At 74.3% G+C, this 13975-nt stretch carries 9 protein-coding genes and 1 tRNA gene; 5 read left to right on the top strand and 5 right to left on the bottom strand.

Translation table 11 applies throughout. From position 1 onward, the window contains the following. Positions 1–37 precede the first annotated feature (37 nt). From C4T42_RS19045 to C4T42_RS19030, 4 genes are all read left to right on the top strand, one after another. A tRNA-Met gene (locus C4T42_RS19045) sits at positions 38–114 on the top strand. 435 nt (positions 115–549) lie between these two features. Next, the gene (locus C4T42_RS19040; protein ID WP_020094095.1) at positions 550–2508 is read left to right on the top strand and encodes an autotransporter assembly complex family protein; all 1959 of its coding nucleotides are present in this window, start codon (positions 550–552) and stop codon (positions 2506–2508) included. Further along, complete coding sequence (locus C4T42_RS19035; protein WP_020094096.1) at positions 2509–6861, top strand: translocation/assembly module TamB domain-containing protein; 4353 nt, start codon at positions 2509–2511, stop codon at positions 6859–6861. Positions 6862–6991: 130 nt separating this feature from the next. Then, entirely contained in the window at positions 6992–7309 is a 318-nt protein-coding gene (locus C4T42_RS19030) for an HPr family phosphocarrier protein (protein ID WP_020094097.1), read from the top strand. Between the two features lie 3 nt (positions 7310–7312). Here the strand turns inward: C4T42_RS19030 and nth are convergent, their stop codons facing one another. The 4 genes from nth to C4T42_RS19010 all read right to left on the bottom strand — a co-directional run bounded on the left by nth (position 7313) and on the right by C4T42_RS19010 (position 11788). Beyond that, positions 7313–8032, bottom strand: a complete 720-nt coding sequence (gene nth / locus C4T42_RS19025; protein WP_026605075.1) for an endonuclease III — start codon at positions 8030–8032, stop codon at positions 7313–7315. A 73-nt stretch (positions 8033–8105) separates the two neighbouring features. After that, on the bottom strand, positions 8106–8993 hold the full coding sequence (locus C4T42_RS19020; protein WP_103985617.1) for a hypothetical protein: 888 nt from the start codon (positions 8991–8993) through the stop codon (positions 8106–8108). A gap of 104 nt (positions 8994–9097) precedes the next feature. After that, entirely contained in the window at positions 9098–10204 is a 1107-nt protein-coding gene (locus tag C4T42_RS19015; protein WP_103985616.1) for a GTP-binding protein, read from the bottom strand. 66 nt (positions 10205–10270) lie between these two features. Next, complete coding sequence (locus tag C4T42_RS19010) at positions 10271–11788, bottom strand: D-alanyl-D-alanine carboxypeptidase family protein (RefSeq protein WP_020094101.1); 1518 nt, start codon at positions 11786–11788, stop codon at positions 10271–10273. Between the two features lie 270 nt (positions 11789–12058). Here C4T42_RS19010 and queE point away from each other — a divergent pair, with 270 nt between their 5' ends. After that, positions 12059–12691, top strand: coding sequence for a 7-carboxy-7-deazaguanine synthase (gene queE, locus C4T42_RS19005; protein ID WP_020094102.1), 633 nt, complete (start codon positions 12059–12061; stop codon positions 12689–12691). Positions 12692–12973: 282 nt separating this feature from the next. On the opposite strand, the gene C4T42_RS19000 is transcribed toward queE, so the two are convergent. Continuing rightward, positions 12974–13885: a hypothetical protein gene (locus C4T42_RS19000; protein WP_020094103.1), complete on the bottom strand. Its 912-nt coding sequence runs from the start codon at positions 13883–13885 to the stop codon at positions 12974–12976. Between the last annotated feature and the right edge of the window lie 90 nt (positions 13886–13975).

Below are 13975 nucleotides of genomic sequence, written 5' to 3'. Positions count from 1 at the left end.
GAGCCCGCGTCGACCCGGACCAGCCGTACAGACTTGGCGCGGGGTGGAGCAGCCCGGTAGCTCGTCAGGCTCATAACCTGAAGGTCACAGGTTCAAATCCTGTCCCCGCAACCAAATCCGACGCACAGAACCCGCCGCGCTTAACAGCGCGGCGGGTTCTGCGTTGTGGCAGTAAGTCGCGTGGACCCGCTCGTGGCGCGGACACGCTCCGGAACACGGCCTGCCCTCCGCGAGGGGAGGGGAGTCCGAGCACCGCGCCGCCCCGGGTTCGCGGTCTGTGCCGCCTGCATCACGCGCGTCGGAGCCCGTCGTTGACCAGCCTCATCGCGAGCGGCCGAACCGGTTCCCGGGCGCGGTCCCCGGGCCGCGACCTTGGCGGTGTTGGCCTCGCAGGCACCTGGCCTTAAGATGCGGTGGGGTACGTCGTGATACGGCGTGAGGGGGGAGCGGCAATGATCTCACAGGCAGGCGGCACGGCCGACCTCGATCGGAGCTGAAGAGCGCGGTTTGCGCGTCTCCGCTCCCTCTCATCGTGCGGCCCGCCCGGTGATGCGTCGCGCATCGCCGCCGAGGCTGGTCGCCCTGGCCCTGACCCTGCTCATCGCCGTGGGGACTCAACCCGCGCGTGCCTTCGACCTGTTCGGCCTGTTCGGCAGCGAGCCGGAGCCGCCGCCACCGAGCGCGACGGCGCTTCCGTACACGCTGCGGATCACCGGCACGGACGATTCCGACGTGCTGCGGGCCCTGCAGGACACGTCCACCCTCTATCGCCTGCGGCAGGAGCCGCCGCCCGACGGCGAGGGCCTGCTGCGCCGGGCCGAGACCGATCGCGCCAAGCTCGCCGACGTCCTGTCGGGCTACGGCTACTATCAGGGAACGGTCACGATCCGGATCGACGGCGCGCCGGTGCCGGGCCAGGCGGCGTCGGCGGTCGGTGCCGCGGAGGCGTGGCGCAACCGCGGCCTCGTCCCGGTGCGGATCGCGGTCGATCTCGGGCCCCTCTACCAGCTGCGCCGGATCACCGTGCGCGATCCGGCGGGCAACCCGTTCCCGGACTCCGCGCTACCCGCGCGGGTCACCCGCGTCGACGACGACGTTCCCGCGCGCTCGGCCACGGTGCTGGCGCGGGAAGCGCAGATCGTCGACCAGTTCCGCGCGCAGGGCCATCCCTTCGCCAAGGTGATCGCGCGCGACCCCGTGGTGGACGATTCCGCCCACGTCATGGACGTGACCTTCACGGTGGCGCCGGGCCCGGTGGCCGGACTCGGCCCGGTCGCCATCAGCGGAGCGCCGGGCATCGACCCGGCCACCATCCGCTCCTTCATCTACGCCGAGCCGGGCGACCCGTACTCGCCCCAGGCGGTGGCGGCGATCCGCCGGTCGGTGGCGCGGATCGAGGGGATCGGCGGCGTGCGGGTCCGCGAGGGCACGACCCTCGACGCCGACGGGAACCTGCCGCTGTTCGTCGCGGTCACCGAGCGCGAGCGCAACCTCGTGGGCGTCTCGGCGCGCTACTCCACCGTCGACGGGCCGGGCGTGCGGGCCTACTACGCCAACCGCAACCTGTTCGGTGGCGGCGAGTCCTTCAGGGTGGACGCCGACATCTACTACCTGGGCCTCGGGAACGACCCGTTCGCCAACCAGCGCAAGCTCGCGGGGATCGGCACGAACGGCCTCGGCGGCCGCCTCTCTGCGACCTACGTCCAGCCGGCCCTGTGGGGGACGCGCAACGACTTTCTCGCCAACGCCTTCATCACCCGCGAGGTGCAGCAGAGCTACCTCGTGGATGGCGGGGGCGTCTCGGGGGCGATCCGCCACCGGTTCTCGGACACGTTCTCGGCGCAGATCGGGCTCGACGCGCAGGCGGGCCGGTCGAAGGACGCCCTCGGCACGGTCAATTACCGGCTGATCGGCGTGCCGGCCTCGGTGACCTACGATTCCACCGACAGCCTCCTCGACCCGACCCGGGGCGTCCGGGCCATCGCGTCGCTGGCGGTCTATCCCGGCGCGATCTCCTCGCCCGGCATCGTCGTGGCCAAGGCGCAGGGATCGACCTACTACGCCCTGGACGACGAGGCCCGCGTGATCCTGGCCGGCCGCGTCGGCTTCGGCTCGGTCTCGGGCGCGCCGCTGGGGGAGATCCCCGACAATTTCAGGTTCTTCGCGGGCGGCGGCGGCTCGGTCCGCGGCTACCCGTACCGGACCCTCGGGCCGATCGGTCCCTTCAACCTGCCGATCGGCGGCCGCAGCCTGCTGGAGGCCTCGCTCGAGGCGCGCATCAAGGTCACCGACACGATCGGCGTCGTGCCGTTCTTCGACGCGGGCACCGCCTTCGCCTCGGCGACGCCGGATTTCGATGAGAAGATCCGCAAATCCGTGGGCATCGGCCTGCGCTACTACACCGGCATCGGGCCGATCCGCGCGGACGTCGCCTTCCCGCTCGACCCCTACAAGGGCGGACACGTGCGTCCCGCCGTCCTGTATCTCAGCCTGGGGCAGGCGTTCTGAATGGTGTTCCGAACCGGACTCACGCCGCGCACCGCGCGTCCGACCGCCCGTCCCGGCCGGTGGAGCCTGGCGCTCGTCCTGGTCTGCCTCGCCCTGCTGCCCTGGACCCTCGCGGCGACGCGCGCCGACGAGGGCGACAAGTCCGTCCTCGGCGGCCTCCTGTCCCGCGCCCTGTCGACGCCCTCGTCGCGGGTGGCGATCGGCGCCATCGACGGCGCCCTGTCCTCGGACGCGACCATCCGGGACGTGGCGATCAGCGACCGCGACGGCGTCTGGCTGAAGCTCGACCGGGCCCGCATCGTCTGGCGGCGGCTGGCCCTCCTGTCGGGACGGCTGGAGGTCGACAGCCTCGAGATCGGGCATCTCGACGTGCTGCGCCGGCCGATACCCGGACCGCCGCCGCCCGAGGCCAAGCCCGACGGGCGGCTCCTCCCGGACCTGCCGGTCAAGGTCGAGATCAAGGGCTTCAAGCTGGCCGAGCTGACCCTGGGCGAGGCGGTGGCCGGGCAGCCGGCGCGGCTGTCGGCGGAGGGCCGGGCGAAGCTCGGCGCCGCCAGCGAGGGGCTCGACCTGCAGGCGAGGGCGCAGCGCCTCGACGCGCCGGGCCGCTTCCTGCTGTCGCTGCTGTTCGTGCCGAACGGCGAGCGGCTGGAACTCAAGGCGAACCTGGTCGAGCCGGCGGGCGGCCTGCTCTCGAAGGCCGCCAACCTGCCCGGCACCCCGCCGATCGACTTCGCGCTCGACGGGACCGGGACACTGGATGCCTGGGGGGCCAAGCTCGACTTCACGGCCGGTCCCGACATCGGCGCCAGGGGCGGGGCGAAGATCTCCCGCATCGGGGCCGAGCGGCGCCTCGCCCTCGACCTCGCGGCCCGGATCGAGGGGCTGATGCCCGGTCCGGCGGCGGCGGTCTTCGCCGGCACCACCAAGCTCGACGGCGGCCTCGCCTTCGCGGATAGCGGCGCCTTCCGGATCGACCGGCTGGAGCTGACCTCCCGCACGGCGCGCCTGACGGCCGGCGGCAGCCTCACCCGCGACCGGATCGCCGACCTGACGCTGCAGGCGCGCGCCCTGCCGACGGAGGGCGACGTCACCCGGGCCGGCGAGGCCGAGATCGGCAAGCTCGTCTTCGACGGCAGCCTCAAGGGACCGCTGGCGGCGCCCACCGTCCGGGGCCGTCTCGACGCGGCCGCCCTGCGCAGCCGCGATTCCAGCCTCGACCGGATCGAGGCCAGCCTCGGCATCGACCCGCAGGGCGAGCCGTCGGCGCAGCGTTTCGCCATCGCGGCGGACGGCCGGGTCGACGGGCTGAAGCTCGCCGACCCGGCCCTGCGTCGGGCGATCGGCAGCCGGGCCACCGTGACGCTCCGGGCCTCGGCCGGCGCCGACGGCGTTCTCGATATCGCGGCGCTCAACCTCGATTCCGACACGGCGCGGGCCGCCTATGCCGGCCGGGTCGGCCAGAACACCCTGACCGGCACCGTGGACGCGGCGCTGCCGGACCTCTCCGTCTTCTCGGGCCTCGCGGGCCAGGGTCTCGCGGGCAGCCTCGACGCCAAGGCGCGGCTCAGCGGCGATCCGGCGCGCAAGGCCGTCGCCGCCGACCTCGCCGTGACGACGAGCGGCGTCGTCACCGGGGTCCGGGCGGCCGACCGCACCCTCGGCCCCGCGCCGAGCCTCCAGGGGCGCGTCTCCCAGACCTTCGACGGGTACGGCTTCGACCATCTGCGCCTGGAAGGCTCCGGCGTCACCGCGACCCTGCAGGGCGAGGCGACGGCGACCCGCGCGGACGTCACCGGCAGGATCGACCTCAAGAGCCTCGCGGATCTCGACGGGCGCCTCACCGGCAGGGCGGGCGTCGACGCGCGCCTGACCGGATCCCTCGAGCATCCGGACGTGACCGCGACCCTGACGGCGCCCTCCGCCACGGCGGCCGGCAAGCCGATCCGGGACCTGCGCGTCGAGGCGGTCCTGCGGGACGCGCTCCTCGCGCCGGACGGCACGGTCCGGCTCGGCGGCGATGTCGGCGGCAAGCCGCTGACCGGCGGCGCGCACCTCGCGCGCGTCGGCGGGGACTGGGTCCTCGACCGGCTCGGCCTCGATCTCGGCTCGGTCTCCGTCGCGGGCCAGGCGACGGTCGCGGCCGACACGTGGCTGTCGGCCGGCGCGCTCACCGTGCGGGCCGGCGACCTGACGGACATCGCGCCCCTGGTCCCGGAACCGGTCGCGGGCCGCCTCGACGCCGCGCTGACCCTCGCCCGCGACGGCGGGCGCCAGGACGTGACCGTCCGTGCCACCGGGGCCGGTCTCCGCTACGGCGAGACCGCCCTCGCGCGGCTCGACGCGGACCTCTCGGGACGAGACCTGCGCGCCCACCCGGTCCTCGACGGGCGCGTCGAGGCCGACCGGCTCGTGGCCGCCGGCCAGCAGGTCGACACGATCCGGCTCCTCGCGAACGGCACGCCCGCCTTCAGCGACGTGAGCCTCACCGCCCGGGCGCGCGGCTTCACGCTCGACGGTGCCGCGCGGGTCGTCCCGGCCGCGGACACGCGGATCGAGATCCAGCGCCTGTCAGCGGCCCGCGGCAACGACCGCTTCGCCCTCACCGGGCCGGCGGCGATCACCCTCCGGGACGGCGGCGCGGTGATCGACGGCCTGTCGATCGCGGCGGGCTCCGGCCGCGTCACGGTCGCGGGCCGCGCCGGGCGGGATCTCGACCTCAAGGTGGCGATCCGGTCGCTGCCCCTGTCGCTCGCCCGAATCGCCGCACCGAGCCTCGCCCTCTCGGGGACCCTGGACGGGGAGGCGGATCTCCGCGGCCGCGCGACGCGGCCGGAGGGGCGCTACGCGGTCAGCGTCGCCAAGCTCGTCGCCCCGCAGACGCGGCAGGCCGGCTTGCCGGCGATCGACGCGACCGCCAAGGGCACGCTGTCGGACGGGCAGGCGAGCCTGGACGGGCGGGTCACGGCCGGGCGCGGCGTCGCCCTGACGGTCTCCGGGTCGCTGCCCGTGGAGGCCGGGGGTCCGCTGGACCTGCGCGCGCGCGGGACGCTCGACGCCGCCCTCGCCAATTCCCTCCTGAGCGTCGGCGGCCAGAGCGTCACCGGCAAGATCGCCATCGACGGCGGCGTCACCGGCACGCTCGCGGCGCCGCGGGCCCAGGGCGCGGCGGTGCTGAGCGGCGGGAGTTTCACCGATCCGCTGAACGGGCTCCGCTTCACCGGGATCGAGGGCCGCGTCACCGGCCGCGGCGACAGCGTCGTGGTCGAGCGCCTGACCGCGACCGCCCGCAACGGCGGTCAGGTCTCCGTAACCGGCCGCGTCTCCCTCGCGCCCGACTTCCCGGGCAATTTCCACGTCGTCGCCGACAAGGCCGAACTCGTCTCGAGCCCTCTGATGACGGCCGTGTCGAGCGTCGACATCACGCTGGCGGGGCCGCTGGCGCGGACGCCGCGGATCGCCGGCCGGGTGAACGTCGTGTCGATCGACGTCGCGGTTCCGGACCGGCTGCCGGCCACTATCCGGCCGCTGCCGGGCGTCCGCCACGTCAACACGCCGCCGGCCCTGAAGGCGCGCCTGGCGCAGCGGGCGGAGCGGAAGGCCGCGACCCGGTCCGGGCGACGGGGCGGGAAGCCGGCCGTCCCGTTCGACGCCACCCTCGACGTGACGATCGACGCGCCGAGCCGCATCTTCGTGCGCGGGCGCGGCATCGACGCGGAACTCGGCGGTGCGCTGCGCGTCACCGGCACCTCCGCGTCGCCCAACGCCAACGGCGCGTTCTCGCTGCGGCGCGGACAGTTCGAGCTCGTCGGCCAGCGCCTGGATTTCAGCCGCGGCCGGCTGACCTTCGCCGGCAGCCTGACCACGCCGGAGCTCGATTTCGTCGCCGAGACCAAGGCCACCGACGTGACCGCCCGCATCGCGGTCTCGGGCTTCGCGGACGCGCCGCAATTCTCCCTGACCTCGGATCCGGTCCTGCCGCAGGACGAGATCCTGTCGCGGATCCTGTTCAAGAAGGCCTCGGCCGGCCTGTCGCCGTTCCAGGCGCTGCAGCTCGCCCAGGCGGTCGCCCAGCTCTCGGGGGGCGCCGCCGGTCCGGACGTGTTCGAGCAGGCGCGCAAGAGCCTCGGCCTCGACAGCCTCGACGTCTCCACCGGCGCGAGCGGCGGGCCGGCGATCGGCGCCTCGCGCTACATCTCGGATCGGGTCAGCGTCGGCGTGAAGGCCGGGGCGAAGCCCGCCGACACCGCCGTCGGGGTCGACTTCGACGTCACCCGCCGGATCAAGCTGAAGGGCGAGGCCGGGACCGACGGCCGCACCAGCCTCGGCGTCGGCGCCGAGTACGAGTGGTAGCCGGCACGGTCACACAGCCGCCCGTTCCACCGCGCCCGCGGGGCTGCGGGATCGACACGCCCGGTCAATGGTTTAGGTTCGGGACGAGCGGCCGCCAGGGCCGCCGATCGGGCGGGAAACACCACGGGCGATGGACGAGCTTTTCGAGACCGATGACGATCCGCCGGTTCCGGAGGGCGGCCTTATCCGCAAGCTCCCGATCATCAACAGGCGGGGCCTCCACGCCCGCGCCTCCGCGAAGTTCGTGCAGACCGTGGAGCGCTACGACGCCGCCGTGACGGTCACCCGGGCCGGCGAGACAGTCGGCGGACGCTCGATCATGGGCCTGCTGACGCTCGGCGCCGCCATGGGCACACGCATCGCCGTCACCGCCGTCGGCCCGGACGCGGAGAGCTGCCTCGACGCCATCGAGGCCCTGCTGGCCAACCGCTTCGGCGAGGACGAGTAGCGTCTAGGCCGTCGCCTTGCCCGGCCACGCGCACAGGTCGGAGACCGGGCACCGGGGGCAGGCGGGCTTCCGGGCCGTGCAGGTGTCGCGCCCGTGCCGGAACAGCCAGACATGGGCGTTGTCCTTGAACGCGTCCGGCACGACTCGGGCGAGGCCGTCGGCCACCGCGTCGACGGTCGCGGCCGGGGCGAGGGGGATCCGGTTCGCGATCCGGAAGATGTGGGTGTCGACCGCGATCACCGGCTCGTGGAAGGCGAAGTTCGCCGTGACCTCGGCGCTCTTCCGGCCGATCCCCGGCAGGCGGCGCATCTCCGCGGCGCTGCGCGGGACGGCGCCGCCGTGCTCCGCGAGCAGGACCGCCGACAGCCTGACGATGTTGCGCGCCTTGGAGGGCCCGAGCCCGACCGGCCGGACGATCTCGGTGATCCGGGCCTCCCCCAGGGCCGCCATGGCGGCGGGATCGCGGGCCTCGGCGAACAGCGCGTCCGCGATCCGCGAGACGGTCGGGCCGGTGGACTGGGCCGAGAGCAGCACGGTCACGAGCAGGCGGAACGGGTCGGTGCGGTCGAATCCGGCCTTCGGATCCGGGTCCCGCTCGGCGAGGCGCGCGAGGATGGCGGCCACCCGGTCGGCCTCGCCCGCCCCGCGCGAGCGCGGCACAGTCTGTGCGGCCGCCTTCCGGCGCGGAGCGGGTCGAACGCCGTGGGGCAGGTCGCGGGTCATGTCGGCCAGCTAGGGTTCGCCGCCCCCGTCGACAGGCGCCCCGGACGCGGCGGATTGACCGCTCACCGACCACTCAGGCCCGGGCGCGGCGCCAGGGCACCGCGTTGGCGCCGGCGCACAGGTGGAGCGTCCCGGCGACCACCGCGCCGGCCCGCCGGCGGAACTCGACCCGCAGCGCGCCGCGGCGGGCGAACAGCCGGGTGACCACACGCACCAGCGACGCCTCGGCCGGATCGGCGATGATCGGCCGCGCGGCCGTGCGGGCGTCGAGGGCGAGGAAGGTGTCGACGGCGTCGCGGACCGCTTCCGGCTCGGTGACGGCGAGCATCTCGGTCTCCGCGGGCTCCCAGCCCTCGGGACGCACGCCGAGCAGGTTCCCGGCCGGGATCGGCCGGGAACGCGCCGGGCGGCTGGCCGCCAGGACGGGGCGCCGCGGCTCCGGATCCGGGGCGGGTGCGGACTGGCCGACGAGTCGGAGCGGGCGGCGCAGCGCCCCGAGCCGCTCCCGCAGCGCCCGGTCGACGGCCTCCGCGGCCGCGCGCTCCACGAGGGCAGCCGCGTCGGGCTCGGCGAGCTGCCAGGGCCGGGCGCGGCGGCCCCAGACCGGATGCGGCATCGCCAGCGGGACCACGCCGCGCAGGGTCTCGTGGCCGTCGCGCGCGTCGCGGCTCCAGGCGAGGGCGACGGCGACGGGACGACCGGCCGGGCGGTGCTGGGCGAGCGGGAGAAGGTGGTCCGGGTCGCGCAGCGGGTCGGTCACCGCGTTGCGCACCAGCATGGCCCGCCACGCGGCGACGGAGGCCGCGTCGACGGCACCGGGTCGCCGCAGATCGACCCGCCAGGTCCCGGTCTCGGCGCCGTCCTCGGCGCCGTCCTCGGCACCGGCTCCGGCTTCCGGATCCGCCGCGCGGTCCGGCCGCTCGGTGAGCCCGCCCTGTATCACGGTGAAGCGTCGCGCCATCCGCGTGTCCTGCCTCTCGACGACCCGTCCCGATCCGGGACGATCCGGCGCCTCCGGGGCGCCCTTCGCGTCGAGGGCTTCAAGGACGGTGCCGACCGCCGGCGTCAGGGGCCGGGGATCGCCAGGGGATTGTCGGTCAGGGCGGCGGCATCCGGCGCGTCGACCCGGGGGCGGCCGAGGAAGGCGTCCCAGAGCTGGCGCACGAAGGCCGGATCGAGGTCGCGCAGGATCAGGACGAGGCGCGAGGTGTGGTCGGGATCCGGCCAGGCCGGCAGGGTGACCGGCGCGTGGAACACGTGCTGGACGCCGTGGACGACGAGGGGCCGCTCGGGATCGTCGGCGAGGGCGACGAGGCCCTTGAGCCGGAGCAGCTTCGGCCCGTGGCTGGAGCGCAGGAGATCCATGAACATCTCGAAGGCGGGGCGCGGCACGGGCGCCGCGCTGGTCAGGCAGATCGCCCGGATCGACGCGTCGTGGCGGTTCACGTCGGCGTGGCGGTGATGCGCCTGCTCCAGCGCCGCGTCGCCGAGCCACGCGCGCACGTCGGCGGTCTTGCCGTCGAGGCCGAACAGGCCGCCGAGGAGCGTGTCCGCGGGGGCGTCGGGCGCGACGATCGGGGCGGCCGGGTTGAGCGCCGCGAGGCGCGCGCGGATCCCCGAGAGGTCGCCCGCGAGGTCGGCCTTGGTCAGCACGATCCGGTCGGCGACCGCGGCCTGCCGCAGGGCTTCCGGATGGGCGTCGAGGGTCGCGGCGCCGGTGGACGCGTCCACCACCGTCACCACGGCCTGGAGACGGTACCGCAGCACCAGATAGGGATGGTAGATCAGCGCGTGCAGGATCGGCGCCGGATCGGCGAGGCCCGTCGTCTCGATCACGACCCGGCGGAACGGCCGGATCCGGCCGTTGTCGCGCTTGCGCAGCAGATCCTCAAGGGTCGCGATCAGGTCGCCCCGCACCGTGCAGCACAGGCAGCCGGCGCCGAGCAGGATCATGTCCTCGTCGACGGTCTCGATCAGCAGGTGGTCCAGGCCGATCTCGCCGAACTCGTTGACGATCACCACCGTGTCGGCGAGCGCGGGATCGCGCAGCAGCCGGTTCAGCAGGGTGGTCTTCCCGGCTCCGAGGAAGCCGGTGAGCACGGTCAGCGGGATGGGCTCCGGGCGGCGCGGGTCCGGAGCGGGGGCGGGGGTCTCTGACAGAGGCGGCGACATGGGCGACGAAGTGGGGTGTGGCGGCCTCCGCGGCAACGCGGCGGTGCGCCGAGCACCGGAGTGGGCCTACTCGTCGGCCGCCGCCTTCTTGGCGGCCGGCTTCCTGGCCGGGGCCTTGGCCGCCGCCTTGTGGGACGTCGTATCGGCCTTGGCGGGCACCGGCTTGTGGGCGGCCGCCTTCGGAGCCGGCTTGGTCAGGCCCTTCCCGGGCTTGGCCTCCGGCATCCCGGGCGTGACGTCCGACGTGTAGGCGCTGGCGTTCCGCGGCACGCCGTGGCCCGGCTTCGCGGCGACCTTGGGAGCGGATTTAGCGGCCGCCTTCGCGGCCTCGGCGCGCTCCAGGCGCGCCGCGCGCGCCTGCTTGGCCGCCTCGAGGGCCGCCGCGCGCTTGGCCTTGGCAGCCTCGAGCTTGGCGGCGCGGGTGTTGGCGGCGGCGGCCTTCTGCTCGGCCTCCTGCGCCTCGAGGATCTGCTGGCCCTCGGCCGGGTTGCGACCGACCCAGACGGCGATCGGCTGGAGCGGCGCCCGCGGCGGCAGGGACCGCGCCCGGAGGGCCGGGTTGGAGAACGCGGCGAGCGCCAGCGCCGGCGAGTTCGCCGCCGAGCCGCCGATCAACTGCGCGGCCGAACCGGGGGCGCTCAGCGCGCCGGGACCGTCCTCGATGGCCGGGGGCTTCTTGCCGCCGCACACGAAGGGACGCATGTCCGGCGGCGCCGGGATTGCGGAGGCCGGCAGCGCGTCGAGGGTCGGGCTGGTCCAGCCGGCGCTCTGGCCGAAGGCGTAGTCGAACAGGTCGGCGGTCTTCACGTCGCGCTCGCGCGGGGTCGGCTGCCCCATCACGATGGTGACGATCCGCCGGCCGTTGCGCGTGGCGGTCGCCACGACGTTGAAGCCGCCCGAGCAGATGAAGCCGGTCTTCATCCCGTCCGTGCCGGGATAGCGCCCGAGCAGCCCGTTGTGGTTCGCCATCACGGCGCGGCCGAACTGGATCGCCGAGATCGAGAACAGGTCGTGGGAATCCGGGAAGTCGCGGATCAGCGCCCGGGCGAGGACCGCCATGTCGCGGGCGGAGGTCCACTGGCGCGGGTCGGGCAGGCCGTTCGGGTTGAACCAGCGGCTGTCATGCATGCCGATCCGCTGCCCGGTCTCGTTCATCAGCGCGGCGAAGTTCTCGACGGATCCCCCGAGCGACTCGCCGATCGCGTAGGCGACGTCGTTCGCCGACTTGACCATGATGATCTTCAGGGCGTTGTCGAGGGTGAGCTGCGTGCCCGGCTTGAAGCCCATCTTCGAGGGCGGCTCGGCGGCGGCGGCGGCCGAGATGGTGATCATCGAGTCGAGCGAAACCTTGCCCTGGCGGACGAGGTCCAGTGCGACGTAGGTCGTCATCAGCTTCGTGATCGAGGCCGGGTACCAGGGGTCGGTCGGCGCCTGCGCGTAGATGACCTTGCCCGAATCCACGTCGGCCACGAGGATCGGCACCGTCACGGCGTTCGCGGCGCCGATCCCGACGAGGCCCGCCCCGAGCAGACCCGTCAGCGCCGCAAGCCCGACGGTGAGGCGTCGGTAGAGAGAAGAGGACATTCGAGCCCGACTCGTCAGAGGATCGCCTGGATCGACGCCCTGGGGGCGTCGGATTTCCGGCCGGCCAGCCGGAGAGCGGCGCAGCCCGGACGGCCGAAAGGCGATCGCCGGACTGCATCTCGGCATGAACGAGCCTACCGTGGCAAGAGCAAGGCGAGATCACATCGCGGGTCTGCACGGCGCGGTTGTCGGTGGCCCGCGCGGGCGGCACGGCTTATGTGCAGGCCGGGCGCGCAAGCCGGATCGCGCGCGACGGTGACTGGGACGGTTGTGGCTTACGCGGTCAAGGAGATCTTCCACACGCTCCAGGGCGAGGGCGCGCAGGCGGGCCGTGCCGCCGTGTTCTGCCGGTTCGCCGGATGCAACCTCTGGTCCGGGCGCGAGGCCGATCGCGCCGCCGCGGCCTGCCGGTTCTGCGACACCGATTTCGTCGGGATGGACGGGGAGGGCGGCGGGCGCTTCGCGGACGCGGCCTCCCTCGCCGACGCGATCGCCGCCACCTGGGCGGGCGGCGCCGCGAACCGCTACGTTGTCTTCACCGGCGGCGAGCCGCTGCTCCAGCTCGACACGCCGCTGATCGAGGCCGTCCACGCGGCCGGGTTCGAGATCGCCATCGAGACCAACGGCACGCTGCCGGCGCCCCCGGGGATCGACTGGATCTGCGTCAGCCCCAAGGGGAGCAACGCCCTCGCACAGGTCTCCGGCCACGAGCTGAAGCTCGTCTACCCGCAGGCGGATGCCGATCCCGCGGCCTTCGTGGATCTCGCCTTCCAGCACCGCTTCCTCCAGCCCATGGACGGCCCCGACCGGGTCGCCAGCACTGAGGCGGCGATCGCCTATTGCCGCCGGGACGCCCGCTGGCGGCTCTCGCTGCAGACCCACAAGATGATCGGCATTCCCTGAGGGGCCTGGATTTGGTCCCGGGATTGGGTTCGGACGAAGTGATCGCCAAGCCGGTGCCGCACGAGGCGCCGGTCCCCTCTCCCGTGCGGGAGAGGGACAGGGTGAGGGATCAGGGCCATCCGGACGAGTCGCGGCCTGTCGGCAACCCGAGAGCGCGCCTGATCCTGAAGCTTCTCGTCCCTCACCCCGACCCTCTCCCGCACGGGAGAGGGGGTTACGGCGCGGTTGTCTCGACCGGGATCGCCGTCTCTCCGAACCGTCAGGACGCGATCGGGGACGGCACTACCTGACGATAGCCCTCCGCTGGGCGCGCGCCGCGCGGATCGCCGAGCGCGCGAACCGTCCGCCCGCGCGCGGCGGATCGGGATCCTGGCCGTCCAGCACGGCGCGGCGCAGGGCCGCCAGCGCGGGATCGCCCCATCGGTCGAGGACGCGTCCGAACGCGGCGTGGCGCCCGGCATCGAACGGGACCGGTCGCCCGGCCCCGTCCCGCGCGGGATGGGCCGGATGCAGCGTCCCGCAGGGGATCCAACCCGGCGGGATCGGCGCGGTGGCCGCGTGCGTGCGTGCGAGTCGCAGGAGTTGCGGCAGCAGGTGGCACCGCGGCCCGGGCCCCGCGGCCGCCCGATCCGCCTCCGGCGCGAAGACCTCGACGCGACCGATGCGGGTGATGACGATCTGGTCCAGGCTCGAGATGACAGCGGACGGCATCGCCGCGGCGCCGGCGGCGAGGAGCGGTCGGCCCGCCAGCGCCCGCAAGCGGGCGATCCGCGCGGGGTCGGCGGTCCGGAGGCAGGCATCCGCGGCGCGCAGACCGAGGCCGAGATCGAACAGGCGCGCGGCGCGGTCCTCCGGCCGGATTGCCGCCTCGTCGGGACCCAGTTCGGTCAGAACGGTGCGCCGGCCCATCGCGCAGGCGGCCGCGGGAAGGCAGAGCGCGACCGCCTGGCTCCAGCCGTCGGCGAAGCCGGTCTCGTAGGCGAACGGCCTGAGATCCGGATGCGCCCGGACCGCGAGCGCGCCGCGGGCCGTGCGGAGCCCGATCGCGTCGTCCTCGAGGGGCCGTGCCGGCTCGTCGGGTTCCCGCGCGAACACGGCGGCGGCTCCGTAGCCGCCGAGGCTCCACGTGCAGGCCGGATCGGCCAGCTGGGCACGCAGCAGGCCGTCCACCGCGGGTCCGGCTCCGCCCGTCATCGGCTTCCCTCGTGCACGCCACCGCAGCCCGCACGCCTTGACACGGACGGCGAATGACCGGAAGTCGCGGTGCATCACCGAGGTTGTGGT

Source organism: Methylobacterium sp. 190mf (assembly GCF_900107945.1).
Classification (GTDB): Bacteria; Pseudomonadota; Alphaproteobacteria; order Rhizobiales; family Beijerinckiaceae; genus Methylobacterium.
Note: the sequence above shows the minus strand (reverse complement) of the source record. Positions and strands in the feature narration are given on the sequence as shown.

Excerpts from the sequence above, each read along its gene's own strand:
- C4T42_RS19040 (WP_020094095.1), top strand. The coding sequence starts at position 550 with ATGCGTCGCGCATCGCCGCCGAGGCTGGTCGCCCTGGCCCTGACCCTG.
- C4T42_RS19035 (WP_020094096.1), top strand. The coding sequence starts at position 2,509 with ATGGTGTTCCGAACCGGACTCACGCCGCGCACCGCGCGTCCGACCGCC.
- C4T42_RS19030 (WP_020094097.1), top strand. The coding sequence starts at position 6,992 with ATGGACGAGCTTTTCGAGACCGATGACGATCCGCCGGTTCCGGAGGGC.
- nth (WP_026605075.1), bottom strand. The coding sequence starts at position 8,032 with ATGACCCGCGACCTGCCCCACGGCGTTCGACCCGCTCCGCGCCGGAAG.
- C4T42_RS19020 (WP_103985617.1), bottom strand. The coding sequence starts at position 8,993 with ATGGCGCGACGCTTCACCGTGATACAGGGCGGGCTCACCGAGCGGCCG.
- C4T42_RS19015 (WP_103985616.1), bottom strand. The coding sequence starts at position 10,204 with ATGTCGCCGCCTCTGTCAGAGACCCCCGCCCCCGCTCCGGACCCGCGC.
- C4T42_RS19010 (WP_020094101.1), bottom strand. The coding sequence starts at position 11,788 with ATGTCCTCTTCTCTCTACCGACGCCTCACCGTCGGGCTTGCGGCGCTG.
- C4T42_RS19000 (WP_020094103.1), bottom strand. The coding sequence starts at position 13,885 with ATGACGGGCGGAGCCGGACCCGCGGTGGACGGCCTGCTGCGTGCCCAG.